Below are 14711 nucleotides of genomic sequence, written 5' to 3'. Positions count from 1 at the left end.
ATTATGAAATATGACACCCTCTCAGAGGCTATAACAGATTTACAGAATAAAGGCTATTCTGAGGACCTAAATCTCAGAAATGACTGTCTTGAGTGTAAAGCGTTGGATTATAAAATACATGCAGACCAGTTTGAAGTTGATGAAATGCATCGTTTTGAAGGAGACTCCAATCCAGATGACTCTTCTATCCTATTTGCAATTTCATCAAAGACTTTTGAATTAAAAGGATTGCTGGTTGATGCATATGGGGTATATGCTGATCCCCTGAATATTGAAATGATTCAAAAATTAAAATATAGACCATAAAAACCTAATCAATGGAAATAGAAATAAGAGAAAGAGAAAATAAAGGCTTCGCTATAGCTAAAGAAAACGGCAAAAAGGCAGGATTGATGAGTTATTCAATTCCCGGGAGTGATTTTATTATAATTGACCATACGGAAGTTGAGCCAGAACAAAAAGGTAAAGAAGTTGGTAAAAAACTACTTTACAAGATTGTAGATATGGCAAGAAAAAAAAACTTAAAGATTCTTCCTTTATGTCCTTTTGCCAATGCTATGTTTAAAAAACTTGATGATATTAAAGATGTATTAAAACCTTAACCATGGAAAAAATCAAAGAATATAAAAAAGGTGATTTTACAGTAGTATGGAAACCCAATAAATGTATTCACGCTGGTGAATGTGTAAAGCGGTTACCAGAAGTTTACAATCCAAATGATAGACCTTGGATAAAGCCAGAAAATGCTTCAACACAAGCATTGAAAAAACAAATTGACGCTTGTCCCTCAGGCGCACTCACATATAAATAGAATGAATAAACTATGAAAACCAACAGACTAGAGGCTTTTAGTGATGGCGTATTAGCTATTATTATAACTATAATGGTTTTAGAGCTAAAAATTCCCGAAGGTCATACTTTGGAAAGCTTAAAACCAATTATACCAACATTTATTACTTACATTTTAAGTTTTGTATATCTGGGAATTTATTGGAATAATCATCACCATTTAATGCATGCTTCAGATACGGTAAATGGTAAAGTGCTTTGGGCAAATTTACATCTTCTATTTTGGCTTTCACTATTCCCTTTTGCAACTGGATATATGGGAGAAAATCACTTTGAATATTTGCCAACCGCAGTTTACGGATTTGTATTACTAATGGCAAGTTTAGCTTGGGGAATTCTTTTTTATGTATTAAGACAAAAACATTCTAACCAAACTATTTTTCGAAAAGCATATAACCGCGTTTGGAAAGCCTATACTTCTACAGGACTCTATGCAATAGGAACTGTGATAAGCTTTTTTTATCCTGTAATCGCTATTAGTATTTATGTTTTGGTAGCAATACTTTGGTTTATACCTAATAAACAGCTTGAAAAAACTATTATTACTAATTAATTTAAAACACTATGACCGATCCAAGATTTCCTGTCTTAACACAGAAACAAATTAATATTCTCAAAACATATGGTACAGTTGACTATTTCGATGAACAAACATTAATCTTTAAAATTGGTGATTTGTCTTACGATTTTTTCGTAATACTTAAAGGAGAAGTCATAGTTGTAGATGAATCAAACAAGAGGAATCTCATTGTTACCCATGGTATTAATGAATTTACCGGTGATAATAGTATGCTATCAAGTAAAACTGCACAATTTAATGCCTATGCAAGTAAAGATTCTACGTTATTACGGATTAAACCAGATTCACTTAAAGAACTTATTTCTAAACAAAGTGATATCGGAGATGTTTTGTTAACTGCCTTCATTCATAGGCAGGAAACTATGCTTAAAGAATTTGATGGTGGCATAAAAATTATTGGGACTGAGAAGTCCAAAGAATCTTATGATTTAAGAGACTTTTTGGATAAAAACCATATTTGGTACACATATTTAAATACAGAACAATCGCCAGAGGCCATTCAGTTACTTGAAAATTTTAATTTAAGCATTAATGACTTGCCCATAGTACTAGGTGCATCTGGCGAATTACTTAAACAACCATCAATAGAAGAGCTAGCTAAGCATACGGGTGTTTTATTAGATTTTGGAGATGAACTATATGATGTCTTAGTTGTCGGGGCTGGTCCTTCCGGACTTGCAGCATCAGTTTATGCTGCTTCTGAAGGATTAAGCGTGGTTACTATAGATAGTAAAGCACCAGGAGGTCAAGCAGGGAAAAGCTCAAAAATCGAAAACTACTTAGGCTTTCCAACTGGGATATCAGGAAGCGATTTAGCTAACAAAGCCTTTATTCAAGCTCAAAAATTTGGTTGTTATATTTCCATTCCACATAAAGCTAAAAAAGTTATATATAATGGAAAATACTTTACTCTTTTAGCGTCAAATGATATGAAAATCAAGGCTAAAACGGTCATTGCGGCCACAGGTGCAAATTATAAACATTTACCAATTTCTAATATAAAGAAATTTGAAGGGTGTGGAATATTTTATTCTGCTACGGGAATGAATGCTGCCGCCTGTAATAATGAAATAGTTGGTGTTGTTGGAGGTGGTAATTCCGCTGGACAAGCGGTCCTTTTTATAGCTGAATTTGCCAAAGAAGCTCATATAATAATTAGAGGAAATGATTTAGGCGCTAAAATGAGCGATTATCTAGTTCAGCGAATAAAAGCTACTCCAAATATCAAGATTCACAAAGGAAGTAATGTTGTTAAACTTAATGGTGATAACCATTTAGAATCATTGGTTTTGGATACAAAAAACAAATTAGAAACCATCCCAATTTCTAATCTGTTTACTTTTATTGGAGCAAAACCTTGTTCTGAGTGGCTAAATGGTATTGTTTCAACTGATGAAAAAGGTTTTATTTATACCGGTCCTGATGTGAAAATAGATGAGACAATGGACTCATCAATATATAAATATAGAAAGCCACAATCATTAGAAACTAGTATACCTGGATTTTTTGCGGTAGGAGATGTACGGAAAGGTTCTGTAAAAAGAGTGGCTTCTGCGGTTGGGGAAGGTTCAATGGCTATAAGTCAAATACATCAATATTTAACGGAAATTAATCAATTTGATTTATAAAGTATTCATAATTAAATTTTTATTAAGAACAAAGTGAATCAATCAATCTAGTAATCTTAGAATTAACAAAAATGGACATCGTACATATTTAGATTTATATAACGATATTAAATTTCATTAAAAAAGTCAGATAACGTGATCCCAAAATAATCACACAAAGCGGATAAAGTACTTACGGTAATATTTACTTTACTTCTTTCTATTCTCGATATATGTATCCCAGTATCATTATATACATCTTCTTGGGTAAGTCCCTTTTCATGTCTCAAGGATTTAAGCTTTGAGGTGATTTGTTGTAATAATTCTGTGTTTTTTAGATGATTTCCCATGCAAGGGAAAAATCACAAGATTTGATCATTTTTGTAATGACATAAATGTCTGTATATTTATAAAAGTATGGAATACGAAATTGTCATATCACATAAAACCTCTAAGGACCTAGTTGCAGTAATATCAAAATATTGGTCATTTAAAGATGAAGGCTTTGTTTATTCAATAGAAAACATAAATAAAGAATTGTCTAGACTCAAGTATACTCAATCAACTATTCTTGATAAATCTCACTGTATTTTACATTTTTCAAATTGCACCTTATGTTTTTCCAGTTACGAAAAAATCGTTACTAGTCGAAAAGAGTTTTTGAATGAGGTAAATAGTCAAGAACGTGTTTGTAATCCTTGCCAATCATATTCACCAAAATACCTTGAGGGTGTCTCAACAATTTTTCCAACTCAAGAAAGTATTGATGAATTATCAGATTTGGAGTACCGAGTTCTTATTGGAATTATCCAACTTAGAGATAAAATGCTGATTTATAAACATATTTTCAATAATGATTTGGAAAATCAAGAGATATGGAAAATTATCAACATGCTTCAGAAAAAACGAATAATATGGATCGAAAGGACTAATGATTATAAAATTAAATCTTTCAAGTTTTCTGAAAAAATACCAGAACTAATTAAAAATACACAGCGAAATTGAATCCAAGCAAAATATTTTTTACTTCAGATCATCATTTTGGGCATTCCAATATTATAAAACATTCCAATAGACCATTTCAAGATGCTTCAGAAATGAATGAAGTTCTTATCCAGAAATGGAACGAAAAAGTTAGTAAAAATGATCAGGTATATCACTTAGGAGATGTTGGATTGACAAATCCTAAAAAGCTTCAAAAGATATTAGATAGGCTAAATGGAAGAATATATCTGATAAAAGGGAATCATGAGAAATCAGCTTTAGCCTGTAAAGACAGATTTGAATGGATTAAAGATTATCACGAACTAAAAATTCAAGACAATGACTTCCAAAAAAATAAACAGATGATTGTGCTTTTTCACTACGCATTAAGAGTTTGGAATTCCTCACATTGGGGTTCCTATCATTTATATGGACATTCCCATGGAAATTTAAAGGATGATTCCTCTTCCCTATCCATAGATGTAGGGGTGGATTGTCACAATTTTTATCCTGTGTCTTATGATGAAATTAAAATAATAATGAAAATTAAAAAAACAAATACGTCATTTGATACTTAACTATCATCATCCTGTTCTTGATCTAAATCTTTTAAATACTTAAGGATGTTATTATATAACTCACCAAAATTGCTGCAATTTCTGAACTTTGTTCTTATTACTTTGAGATCCGTTATCCCATAGGCAATACAAAATGATTTAATTTCAATAAAAGATGGTGGTCCTAATGCTTCTATTGTTTCTAATCTTCTAAAAACTTCTGGAATACCAATTACTTTTCTTTCTTTCCAATTATACAAATTGTCAAAAAAATATTCTGGACCAGCCAAAAGAATACCAAGGTGATCTATAGTTTGATCTCTCATTTCATGGATATATTCTAACTGACCTGGTTTAAATTTACCAGCTTCATCAATTATAAGTAATGTTTTCTTTTTAAGTTTTTTAATTCTAAAAATTATCATATTCAAAATAACAAATAAAGAGCTTTGAAGCACATCACCTTCATAGCCTACATCCCGTAAGATTTCCAAGTAAAATTCTTTAGGAGTCATACTTTTTCTAACTACAGAATAAATTACATTTTCGTTATTATTCTGAAAATATTTAAGAGCAATGGTCTTTCCCGCTCCAGGATATCCTATTAAAGCGACCATTTTGGAATTTTCTAATGCATCCTTACATAACTCTTCAACAATGTTGAAGTTGATTGTTCTGAAGATTTTCATGATCTATAATTTGTTTAGTTATTGATAGAGTAAATTTTGTTGATTCCTTTCGATTAAAAGCGTGAAGTCTTAAAATGATCTTATCATATGTGGCTCTAAGAGATTTTATCTAATAATTTCAATCTTTTTGTATTTCATCTTGCGAAGTAACTTATTAGACAAATATTGACTTTTCTTATCTGTAGATTTCCTTTTTTTCTTAGGTTTTTGATATTGTATATCGATCATTTCACTTATTAAGAACTGATCTTCTGCTTGACTAAGTATTTTATTCAAATTTTCTTTGGAATTAAATACTTGTACAGTAGGTAGTGACTCCAATTCCAAGGTGCTACTATCAATATCTTCAACTAGGCTATCAAATACTTTTTGAATTCTTTGTCTTATCAAGTGATTATGTTTGGTTATAATCTTTTTATGGTTATTATCAGGTATAATGTCAATAGGTTGATCTGCTTTTACCATACCTAAATACCTGTTTGACTTTGAAGTAAATAGAAATATCTTATATGGAAAATCTTCATCATAACGTATTAGGACATATTCTCCATTCGTTTTATTTGCCAATTGAAAATCTGTTATGGTATATGAATAATTCTTCTTTCCTATTGTAATAAAAATCATTGATCTTCTTACTTTACGTAGTCCTGACCTATAAAACAATTTGGCTATATCCCATTCTTTAAATTGTCTAAATTTAATATTAGATTGTTTAAAACTATGGTCTTCCTCTTTTTTCGAATTATATTCTTTAATAAGGGCAGACACAGTCTTTATCAATAACTCTTTGTTTCTTAAAAAAGGTTTACTCTTATATAAAATTTCTAACTCATAAGGGGCTCTACCTCCTTCTGTTTTTGATTTTATTCCTTCTCCTAAATTTCCAATTAATCTATTGAGATAATATGAATTAAAGGAATTAAACCATCTTTCAACATGTCCTTTGTCCTTAGGATTGCCTGGGGTAGAATTTCTTAAAATTACTCCATAGTCATCTAAGCAATTTGAAAGTTTTTTAAACTCTTGAGATTTATACGCAGAATGATTATCGTGAATAATATGCTTGGGAATTAATTTATACCGTTCAAAAGCCATTTTAATACACTCAATGATCATAATATGATTTTCAGATTCTGAGAAAGAAAAACCAATAATTTTTCTAGAAAAAACATCCATCATTACACATAAATGCAGAAATTTTAGATTGTTATCTTTATCAACATATGGGATGTTCAGTCTAGTACTATCGATCTAAAATACATCTCCTTTGTTTTCAGGATCACGCCTCCTCAAATATGGAAGAATCTTATTTTGGGCATACTTCATTCCATACCTAAGCATATCATATTTATTCTTCATTTCAGGGTTTCTAAGAAATAAGGTTACTGAATTGTATGAAATCTTCTTTAGACCTTTATCTACTAACTCTTCATTTACCTTTTCGGTGATCTGCTTTTTAGAATATCTTTTTGGGTGAGAATAATAGTATATGATTCTTTTTTCAACCAATGGAATCAATCTATAATTATTTCTTCCATCTTTTTTAAATTTATGAATAATTGTTTCTGGGATACTCGATTTTTCAGCCAATAATAATTTTCTACTAAAAGAATTATAGCTTTTAGTTCTAAATAAAACTTTATCAAACTTCAAATACATCTGATATATGTCTTTCAATTTATAATCGGTATTGTTCTTCATATGAATCGCTTCAGCAATTACAGAATGTGTTTTTGCAAAAAGATTTCTTTTTTCAATATCCAAATAATACGCTGAGTAATAAGAAATATATTGTTTCCAATAAGATTGATTGTTCCAGGCATTATAGAGAATTAGCCATATCTCACTAAATTCTTTGTACTTAATCTTTGTTCTATCCTTATTGAAAAGTTTATTAGCAGATGAAATCCTAGGAGGAAGTGATAGCTTCCTCAATTTTGCTTTAGGTATTGTATTATATCGAATCCATTTTTCTTTAGTATTTTGATCAATATGGAATTCGTAATGATCACTCCGATTTTTTTTGTGATTCGATAAGTAATTATCCAAAGTTTGAGGATTAAATCCTCGTTTTATAAGAAAAGATTTGGATAAAAAAACTTCGCTACTTTTAATAGTAATTTCATTTTCATCTAATTCTAAAGATGAGAAAAGCCCTAAATCATTCATAACTTTAGTATATTTAAGTTAGATAATTAAGGGAGTGGTGAGATCCATCATAAATATAACTAAATAAAACTACTTTTTGAAATTTAAAACTGATTTATTAGATAAAAGAGAGTTTATTCTAACTATGATAGGAAATAAGTTAAAAAAAATAAGAACTAAAAAAGGATTAACGCAGACGGAACTGAGTGAAATCTCTGGAGTTTCATATATTCAAATAGGAAGGTATGAGAATAATATTTCCAAGCCAACTTCAAAGATTATTAAAAAGTTGGCAGATGCTCTAGAAATTCCTACAGATCACTTTTTTGAATCCAATGAGGAATTTGTAAAAATAAAGGATATTGATTCACTGTATCAAAAAATGAGAGATCTTGTTTCTGATGATCAGAGCGAAGTTCTAACGATTAAGAAAATGTTTGAAGCCATTATTTTTAAAAATGAAGCACGAAGAAGGTTTCAATAAATTACTCATTTTAAATTATTTTACTTCCCTCCTAACTCCCAATTTCTTCATTATAAATTATTTAATCTCACAACTAAATTTCATCATCAATTTAGACTATTCCAACCATTGAAGATATTTTAATAAATTTCTATATTCTTCATTCTAAATTAACCGTTACAGATGCTTGCATTTTACATAATTGCAGATATAATAACATATTAGTGTTTTATATCGATAGTAATTATGTAAAAGTCAATTTGCGAAACGTTAAGCTCATTCGTAGCTATAATGTAATACTATGTAAAATATCCCAGGATAATTTTATTTCATAGTGATCGTAGCTACTGGGGTCATCATAATTCAAAAAAAACTATTGCTGAAACATTCTGCTCTCATTTGTAGCTATAATTTGCCGTTATGTAAAATTGCCGCGCCCAACCGCTTTATTGCTTTGTAAATAAAAATGCTTAATGCATTTTTCTCTACACACAATTTGCCAACGCTTGGCCACACCAAAAAAAGCAAAACTTTTAGGTAGCTTATAAATCACGTATTTGATAAAATCATGAAAAAAGTTTTTACGCAATTCTCGTGACGTTGCCGCATAAGTATAAAATTACTCTAACGAGATAATTTCTATACACATGCTATCGTAGCAACACAGATTAGACTTTCTAAGAGTTTGCATTATATTTTTCCTTAATGAAAAAGAAACAAAAAATCAAGGCTTCCCAAAACTTTGGAAACAATGTACGGCGCAGTCTCTATATTTTAGAAAACATTCTGACTCATAAGATTGCTTTGAACTAGAATCAATATGCATAGCTTTGATTAAACCTTAGTACTAGATCTCTAAAATATTGACGCTCCTTTGCCTATTGTTTATACCAAAGTTTTCTGAGGCCGGTTTTAGATTTTTAGGTTCTATTTTACATAATATAACAAACACACGAAACTAAAAATTTGAACAATTCATTGTCCCAACCCAACCATGATTTGTTTCATGTCTAAAATAAGTTGTATTACTTTCTATTTTATCTAGAATAATAGCATAGCTATTGTTATTATTGTCTTTTAAATAAAGTGAATCTGAAAGTGAGATCATATTGGGGTCAAAAGAAACACCAAAAATTCCGAATTGATTTACTAGAACTTTTTCTCCGCATAAATCTTTGGCGGAAATATAATTGCTATGGTTATTTCCAACTGCAAAACTTTTGATTCGATCAGGATTGACTCTTAAATTAAAGTACTCTTTTCCTTCGTGATCAGGTATATACATTAATTCTTCAAAAGAATTATTAAAGTCAATGTCAATCATAATAATCCAGGATATATATTTTTCATGTGGAGCAGGCGGATCTGGAAGACCTATAGAAAACTCCATCAGAATACGTTTTCCGTTTAAAAAATCAAATAGAGGTTTATTCGTTTTGGGTAATATGTTAATACCAGAATAGGAATTAGAAGTACTTTTACCATGCATCCCCTTTTTAGAAGCAAGATTCCTTAATTCAGGAAGATACTGTTCAAATAACGATGAATCCAATTCAAATGCTATTAAATTATCAACAGAAAAAGAAGTTGGTAATGGTTTTATAGTAGCATCCATCGATTTAACAGAAAGCTCCTGTATTTCTTCAGTTAGACGTCTCACTTCAGCCGACTCCGCCCTAAGTTCTTCCTGCAACTTTTCATTTTCCTTATCCTTTTTGGATTGCTGGCGATCAGACCATAAACCTCCAATGGCCATAGCTACTGCTCCTATAAAAATTAAAATACCTGGAGTCATAATACGTCGAACTTTTTGAATCATTAAAAAATATTTAAGCTACAAAGCTAGCTTTTAACAAGTTGCAATAGATAATTAGATCTTGAAGTTTTTAACAAATCTGTAAACAGGTGGATAAACTCAGGTGTTTTCAAACCGATATCCGTATCTGTGTGTAGATATTTTTTAATATTTTAAAGACTCAAACACCTTCCCTACTTGCTATATTATTTTTTAGAAGGCGGTGGCGGAGGTGGTTTTTGATAACGAGGCATGCTATTTCCTTTAGGCTTAGGATTGTTGCTTGGATTATTTAATGGTCTTCCTTGTGGTCTTGAATTAGATTCTCTTGCCATAATGTTTCATTTTATGTATTAAAAACTTGTTCGAAATACTCGTCGGAGTTTCTCTTGCATTTTTGTATTATTTTTTTTGGTTTACTCTTTATTGTCTCAGAAACAATTGGATTAATCTCAGTTTCTAAGGATTTTAACGTAAAAAATATATTAGTTGCTTCTTCTTCTGTTATTCTATCGGACTCAAAATCATACCATAATTTTTCTATTTTGTTATAATAATCAGAGTAAAACCTATGAATATCATCTAGATTCTTTAATTGTTTTTCATTCATTATCAAATGAGGTTGCAAAAGCTTTAATAAAGAAATAGAAGCAATGATTATACATGCTACCAAAGGTAAATTGTCCCAGAATTTCCATCCCATTACACCTGTCGAAGAAAATATAAGGACCGTCATATTAAAAGCCCTTAACAAGAATCTTTGATGTTCGGAATAAAGAGAAGAGAATTCTATATTGTGTTTTGACTGTGTTAGCTCGGTCCAAATTCTATTACGCATTGATCTGTATATAAATTATTTATTTCTTCTTTTAGTTGGACCTACTTTAATTGTTTCAATAACTGTTGTACTTGGCCTTCTCTCTGCCTCTTTTATAGTAATAAATTGACCTGTTTTAGCATCTCTACCTCTTTTACTTTTTCTTGCCATTTTGCTATTATTTAATATTAGAATGAAATATAGAACAAATATATAAATTCGTAGAATAAAAAATAGAATATGTTTATAAGTTCTCAAAAATGTTAACTACTTTTGTAATAATGAAGAATTTACATCCAAATCAAGAAAAATTAATAGATATTCTACGTATCAATATCGATAACCCATTAACAATGATTGAATTAATGGAGGAATTAGATGTCGCATCCACTAGTGTAGTTCATCATCATATTGTTCAATTGGAGAAAAAAGGTTATTTAAAAAGAAACCCTTCAAATCCTAGAGATTATCAATTACTAGAAGATCCTGAAAAACCGATAACTTATATTAATCAATATGGCTTAGCTGAATGCGGATCTAATGGTAGTATTTTAGACGGGAATCCAGTTGATAGAATACCTATAGCTTCTAAACTTTTAAAGTTCCCCGCTAATGATGCTTTTATCGTTATAGCCAAAGGAGATTCTATGGAACCGGATATTAGTTCTGGAGATTATATTATTGCGCAAAAAAAACAAACTGCGTCAAATGGAGATATTATTGTATGCGTCAATCAAGGTGTGGCTATTATTAAGACATTCTATAAAAATGACAATCAAGTAATACTTCATTCCATAAACTCTATTAAACACAAACCTTTTATTGCCAGTGAAGATTTTAAAATCGAAGGAATCGTAAAAAATATAATAAAATACTCTTAATTTAACCTATGAAATACTCTCAAATAATATTTGGTAAAGATTTATATACTTTAAATTACAATGATATAGTTCAATTCTTTAATTCTGAAAAGGAAGAAACAATGAACTTAGAATTCAAATCTTACCCACCTCAAGGTAATCATAATGACAAAGAAAATGCAGTATATAAAACAATTTGTGGATTATTAAACTCTGAAGGTGGAATTGTTATTTGGGGTGCTCCTGTTGAAGGAAAAAATGCTCAAGGAAACACTTCTGCAATGGGGGCTTTAACTCCATTTGCTACAACTCTAGATAGAGATAGATTAATAAATAAAATTTCAAGTGTTATTGTACCATTAGCTGTTGGAATTCGTGTACAGAAATTAGATGCGCCTAATGGAGATTCCGTATTCGTCATAGAAGTGGAGAAAAGTAGGCAAAGACCACATCAATTTAAAAATAATTACTATATACGTTTAGATGGTCAAACTAAGATAGCTCCTCATTATTTAATAGAAGCTATGATGAAAAGCACTGACTTTCCATTAATTAGAGGGCATGTTAGACTAAAAAGAATTGATACTGATGGCCATAATTTTATTCTTTCTTTACGAAAACTAGTTTATAATTCATCTAAGTATATTAATGAATTAAATTTAACTTTTAAGTTGATTGCTGGACCAGGAACTATTGTAATAAATGGCAACTCTTATGATGGCTTTTATAATAATTCAGAAGAAATAATGAGTCACGGCAGACCATTAGTTGGAGATTTTAGACTAATAATCCCATCCGGATTATTGACAGAAAACAATAATGAAGTCCAAATAGCTTTAAATTTTGTTGGAGAAAAGTCACCATCAAAAACGTCTATTTATAAATATTCAATTTCTAGTCCAACTCTTGGACCTGTTACAGATGAAAATATTTATCTCTTAGAGAAAAGGGAAAATGAATTATCAGCTGATACAAGTAATGATTCTGATGATGATAAAATAAATTCGATTCTAGATTTATAAATATTGAAATATTCCCATTCCACACACATTCCTCTACTCTCCTACCGTCGTTTCGGGCAATAAGTGTTCCATTACCTTTTTTTAAAGAAACTTTCGTTAGAAAACTTTTAGAGAAAATGTAGAACAAAAAACTTTGCTTTTTCCAAAGCAAAGTGACATAACGCAAGTACATTATAGTACAAATGTATTTATTGAAGTAAATTGACGGATGCTTGCATTTTACATAATTACAGATATAATAACACGCCAGTGTTTTATATCGATTCCCGGCCACATCTTCTCGCAGATGTAATAATTTGCGTAACGTTAAGCTCATTCGTAGCTATAATGTAATATATGTAAAAACTTAATTACTATTTCTTAAGCTAATAATTCGTATAAATCCAATATTCCGTACAATCCTCCAGAAATTTTCAAATACGCGATTTTTCGTAAAATTTTTATTTTGAAATTTTTGTGCTCAAGAATTTTAATGAATTTCTCAGCGTTTATATTATATAAAATAGGAAACAGAATAAAATCTTATTTAATAATACAACCTAAAATCAAGGAGTTTACAGACTTTGTAATGCCTTTGATGCAATTCTTCTACCACATCTAACATATTGTCATCTTCTTTAAATAAGTTAAAGAATGCTATATCAAGATTTGAGCTCGTTATTCCATTAAACTCATGACCATAGCCAGAAACCCCTCTTGCACCAGTGATATCCAAGAAATATTGCGCTTCTTCTTCATCTAAATCAAGCACTTTAGCATTGGAAAAATGTAAAATCTTTCCTTGTAATTTTCCTTCAAAAATTTCTGCAATCTCCTGTAAACTATAATAGTAATCATTCAAACAAATACTATTGGCTTCACCTTTTATGACCAAATAGATGATTTCATAATTTGTAAAATGATGATCATCCATAACCAATGTATTTAAGCTATCCTCTAAACCTTCAATAGTATCACAGGTTTTATAAATACTAGCCACTCCGTATTGCGAAGTCAATTGTTCTAATTTTTTTTGAGCTTCGGTAATTTCGTGCGTTTCTATATCATTCACCGCTTCTAAACAGTAAATGAAATAATCTGTATCTATAGATTCTTGTTGTGGTAATTGCCTTCTTTTCTCTAACAAATTTTCAGGGTCTATACATTGTATACAACAAAAATAATGTATTTCTTTAATTTATATCATCAACCCTTGCCGCTGTTTTACTAATAATTTTCCAATCGTTTTTAAACTTTTTAAGCAAGAACAAATCAATATAAACCCACTCTCTGTTAGGTCCTGCTATTTCTACTTTTGCTGTTGCTATTTCTTTCGTAACCTTAACGTCTAAAATTTTCGCTTCTCTCCCATTGAACTTTCCTTTTTCGGCATTTTTAAAGAAACCTGCGTACTCGGTTGGAGTATATCTTTTGAAATCCCCTTCCCTATTTGTTAGATATAACACTGCATTGTCTGCAAAAGCACTTAATAGCATTTCTTTCTTATTATAAGAACTACCTTCCATATATTTTTGAAGTGCTTTTACTACTGCAGGATCATGAGATGATTTTATGTATGTGGAAGCATCGCTTATGGGATAAAAATTCTCTGTTATTGTAGAAGTCTTTTTCTTGTTTTCTTTTTTAATTAAAAAAGATCCGCCCCAAACTACTTCGGGATACTCAATAACTTGTGCTATCATTTCTCCTAAAGATGGAATCGTACTTTTAAATTTTTCTATAGCCTCCTCTTTTGGAGCCCAACGGAATTCTACATTTTTATTTGTTGGTAAATCGTTGGTAGTAGATTTAGCCACATACACCTGTCGTACGCTTAGCGAATTATTAAAGTCATATTTATAGGTAAAAACACCTTTGAGGTTTGGTTTTAATATTGACACTCCATATTTATTAGAGATACTATCGATTACCTCATTGATCGTGTGTCTTTTCTCGTAAAAAGCACCTATGGTTATCCAACCAATTGTTGCTTTTTTTATTAAAACATCTCCGTTATCATTAAGAATAACTAAACTGATAACTGATGTATTCCTATCTTCATCTATTTTAGATTGCGCATTTGTAAACTGAATTGTTAGCAAGATGGCTACTACTAAGATGTACTTTTTCATTTCGACTTTTTTAATATTAATATGCCGTAAAAGTCTAATGTTTACACCCAGTTTCCTACTTAAATCATGATCTTGGCATACAAAATGGATAGATTCATCACATCTTGATAGGTGTAGTACGAAAACATATTAAGTATGTGCTACACTTTGGCCAAAACATAACACTATTTTCATTTTAGGGAAATCTTAATAAAATTTGATCATAAAAGATGTAATTTCCTCTAATTCT

The 14711-nt window shown here is 30.3% G+C and carries 20 protein-coding genes; 10 read left to right on the top strand and 10 right to left on the bottom strand.

All coding sequences use genetic code 11. The annotated features are described in order from the left end of the window. The first annotated feature begins 3 nt into the window (after positions 1–3). Genes Q1B37_RS06175 through Q1B37_RS06155 form a run of 5 tightly spaced genes read left to right on the top strand, consistent with a single transcriptional unit; the run spans position 4 to position 3057 of the window. A complete protein-coding gene (locus Q1B37_RS06175; protein ID WP_366944301.1) occupies positions 4–306 on the top strand; it encodes a phosphoribosylpyrophosphate synthetase in 303 nt (100 codons plus the stop codon). An 11-nt stretch (positions 307–317) separates the two neighbouring features. Beyond that, the gene (locus Q1B37_RS06170; RefSeq protein ID WP_299896739.1) at positions 318–602 is read left to right on the top strand and encodes a GNAT family N-acetyltransferase; all 285 of its coding nucleotides are present in this window, start codon (positions 318–320) and stop codon (positions 600–602) included. A gap of 2 nt (positions 603–604) precedes the next feature. Further along, positions 605–811, top strand: a complete 207-nt coding sequence (locus tag Q1B37_RS06165; RefSeq protein WP_299896736.1) for a (4Fe-4S)-binding protein — start codon at positions 605–607, stop codon at positions 809–811. 12 nt (positions 812–823) lie between these two features. Beyond that, positions 824–1402: a TMEM175 family protein gene (locus tag Q1B37_RS06160; RefSeq protein ID WP_299896733.1), complete on the top strand. Its 579-nt coding sequence runs from the start codon at positions 824–826 to the stop codon at positions 1400–1402. Positions 1403–1413: 11 nt separating this feature from the next. Next, entirely contained in the window at positions 1414–3057 is a 1644-nt protein-coding gene (locus Q1B37_RS06155) for an FAD-dependent oxidoreductase (RefSeq protein ID WP_299896730.1), read from the top strand. 107 nt (positions 3058–3164) lie between these two features. Here Q1B37_RS06155 and Q1B37_RS06150 read toward each other — a convergent pair whose 3' ends face one another. Further along, positions 3165–3326, bottom strand: a complete 162-nt coding sequence (locus Q1B37_RS06150; protein ID WP_299896727.1) for a helix-turn-helix transcriptional regulator — start codon at positions 3324–3326, stop codon at positions 3165–3167. A gap of 127 nt (positions 3327–3453) precedes the next feature. Between Q1B37_RS06150 and Q1B37_RS06145 the strand changes: the two genes are divergently transcribed. Then, positions 3454–4041 (top strand): hypothetical protein, encoded by a 588-nt coding sequence (locus Q1B37_RS06145; protein ID WP_299896724.1) that lies wholly within the window; start codon positions 3454–3456, stop codon positions 4039–4041. Continuing rightward, positions 4038–4598, top strand: coding sequence for a metallophosphoesterase (locus Q1B37_RS06140; RefSeq protein ID WP_299896721.1), 561 nt, complete (start codon positions 4038–4040; stop codon positions 4596–4598). Before Q1B37_RS06145 ends, Q1B37_RS06140 begins: the two co-directional genes overlap by 4 nt. On the opposite strand, the gene Q1B37_RS06135 is transcribed toward Q1B37_RS06140, so the two are convergent. The 3 genes from Q1B37_RS06135 to Q1B37_RS06125 form a co-directional block, all read right to left on the bottom strand. Then, positions 4595–5266 carry an ATP-binding protein gene (locus Q1B37_RS06135; protein WP_299896718.1) on the bottom strand — a complete coding sequence of 224 codons (672 nt, stop codon included), beginning with the start codon at positions 5264–5266 and terminating at the stop codon, positions 4595–4597. The two genes, Q1B37_RS06140 and Q1B37_RS06135, sit on opposite strands and share 4 nt — an antisense overlap. A 105-nt stretch (positions 5267–5371) precedes the next feature. Next, positions 5372–6496: a DDE-type integrase/transposase/recombinase gene (locus tag Q1B37_RS06130; protein WP_366944306.1), complete on the bottom strand. Its 1125-nt coding sequence runs from the start codon at positions 6494–6496 to the stop codon at positions 5372–5374. Positions 6497–6517: 21 nt separating this feature from the next. Further along, the gene (locus Q1B37_RS06125) at positions 6518–7435 is read right to left on the bottom strand and encodes a hypothetical protein (RefSeq protein ID WP_299896716.1); all 918 of its coding nucleotides are present in this window, start codon (positions 7433–7435) and stop codon (positions 6518–6520) included. A gap of 76 nt (positions 7436–7511) precedes the next feature. Between Q1B37_RS06125 and Q1B37_RS06120 the strand changes: the two genes are divergently transcribed. Next, positions 7512–7898, top strand: a complete 387-nt coding sequence (locus tag Q1B37_RS06120; protein ID WP_299896713.1) for a helix-turn-helix transcriptional regulator — start codon at positions 7512–7514, stop codon at positions 7896–7898. 937 nt (positions 7899–8835) lie between these two features. On the opposite strand, the gene Q1B37_RS06115 is transcribed toward Q1B37_RS06120, so the two are convergent. The 4 genes from Q1B37_RS06115 to Q1B37_RS06100 form a co-directional block, all read right to left on the bottom strand. Beyond that, entirely contained in the window at positions 8836–9696 is an 861-nt protein-coding gene (locus tag Q1B37_RS06115) for a hypothetical protein (RefSeq protein WP_299896710.1), read from the bottom strand. Between the two features lie 182 nt (positions 9697–9878). Continuing rightward, the gene (locus tag Q1B37_RS06110) at positions 9879–10007 is read right to left on the bottom strand and encodes a hypothetical protein (protein ID WP_299896708.1); all 129 of its coding nucleotides are present in this window, start codon (positions 10005–10007) and stop codon (positions 9879–9881) included. A gap of 11 nt (positions 10008–10018) precedes the next feature. Beyond that, positions 10019–10408 (bottom strand): hypothetical protein, encoded by a 390-nt coding sequence (locus Q1B37_RS06105; RefSeq protein ID WP_299896705.1) that lies wholly within the window; start codon positions 10406–10408, stop codon positions 10019–10021. 117 nt (positions 10409–10525) lie between these two features. Beyond that, the gene (locus Q1B37_RS06100; RefSeq protein WP_299896702.1) at positions 10526–10660 is read right to left on the bottom strand and encodes a hypothetical protein; all 135 of its coding nucleotides are present in this window, start codon (positions 10658–10660) and stop codon (positions 10526–10528) included. A 110-nt stretch (positions 10661–10770) separates the two neighbouring features. On the opposite strand from Q1B37_RS06100, the gene Q1B37_RS06095 reads away from it, so the two are divergent. Then, positions 10771–11370: a S24 family peptidase gene (locus tag Q1B37_RS06095; protein WP_299896699.1), complete on the top strand. Its 600-nt coding sequence runs from the start codon at positions 10771–10773 to the stop codon at positions 11368–11370. A 101-nt stretch (positions 11371–11471) separates the two neighbouring features. After that, positions 11472–12371 carry a helix-turn-helix domain-containing protein gene (locus tag Q1B37_RS06090; protein WP_299896697.1) on the top strand — a complete coding sequence of 300 codons (900 nt, stop codon included), beginning with the start codon at positions 11472–11474 and terminating at the stop codon, positions 12369–12371. Positions 12372–12897: 526 nt separating this feature from the next. On the opposite strand, the gene Q1B37_RS06085 is transcribed toward Q1B37_RS06090, so the two are convergent. Continuing rightward, positions 12898–13497, bottom strand: coding sequence for a DUF6642 family protein (locus tag Q1B37_RS06085; RefSeq protein WP_299896694.1), 600 nt, complete (start codon positions 13495–13497; stop codon positions 12898–12900). A 46-nt stretch (positions 13498–13543) separates the two neighbouring features. Continuing rightward, positions 13544–14482, bottom strand: coding sequence for a nuclear transport factor 2 family protein (locus Q1B37_RS06080; RefSeq protein WP_299896691.1), 939 nt, complete (start codon positions 14480–14482; stop codon positions 13544–13546). Between the last annotated feature and the right edge of the window lie 229 nt (positions 14483–14711).

Source organism: uncultured Aquimarina sp. (assembly GCF_947492965.1).
Taxonomy (GTDB): domain Bacteria; phylum Bacteroidota; class Bacteroidia; order Flavobacteriales; family Flavobacteriaceae; genus Aquimarina.
This window is presented reverse-complemented; position numbering and strand designations above follow the sequence as displayed.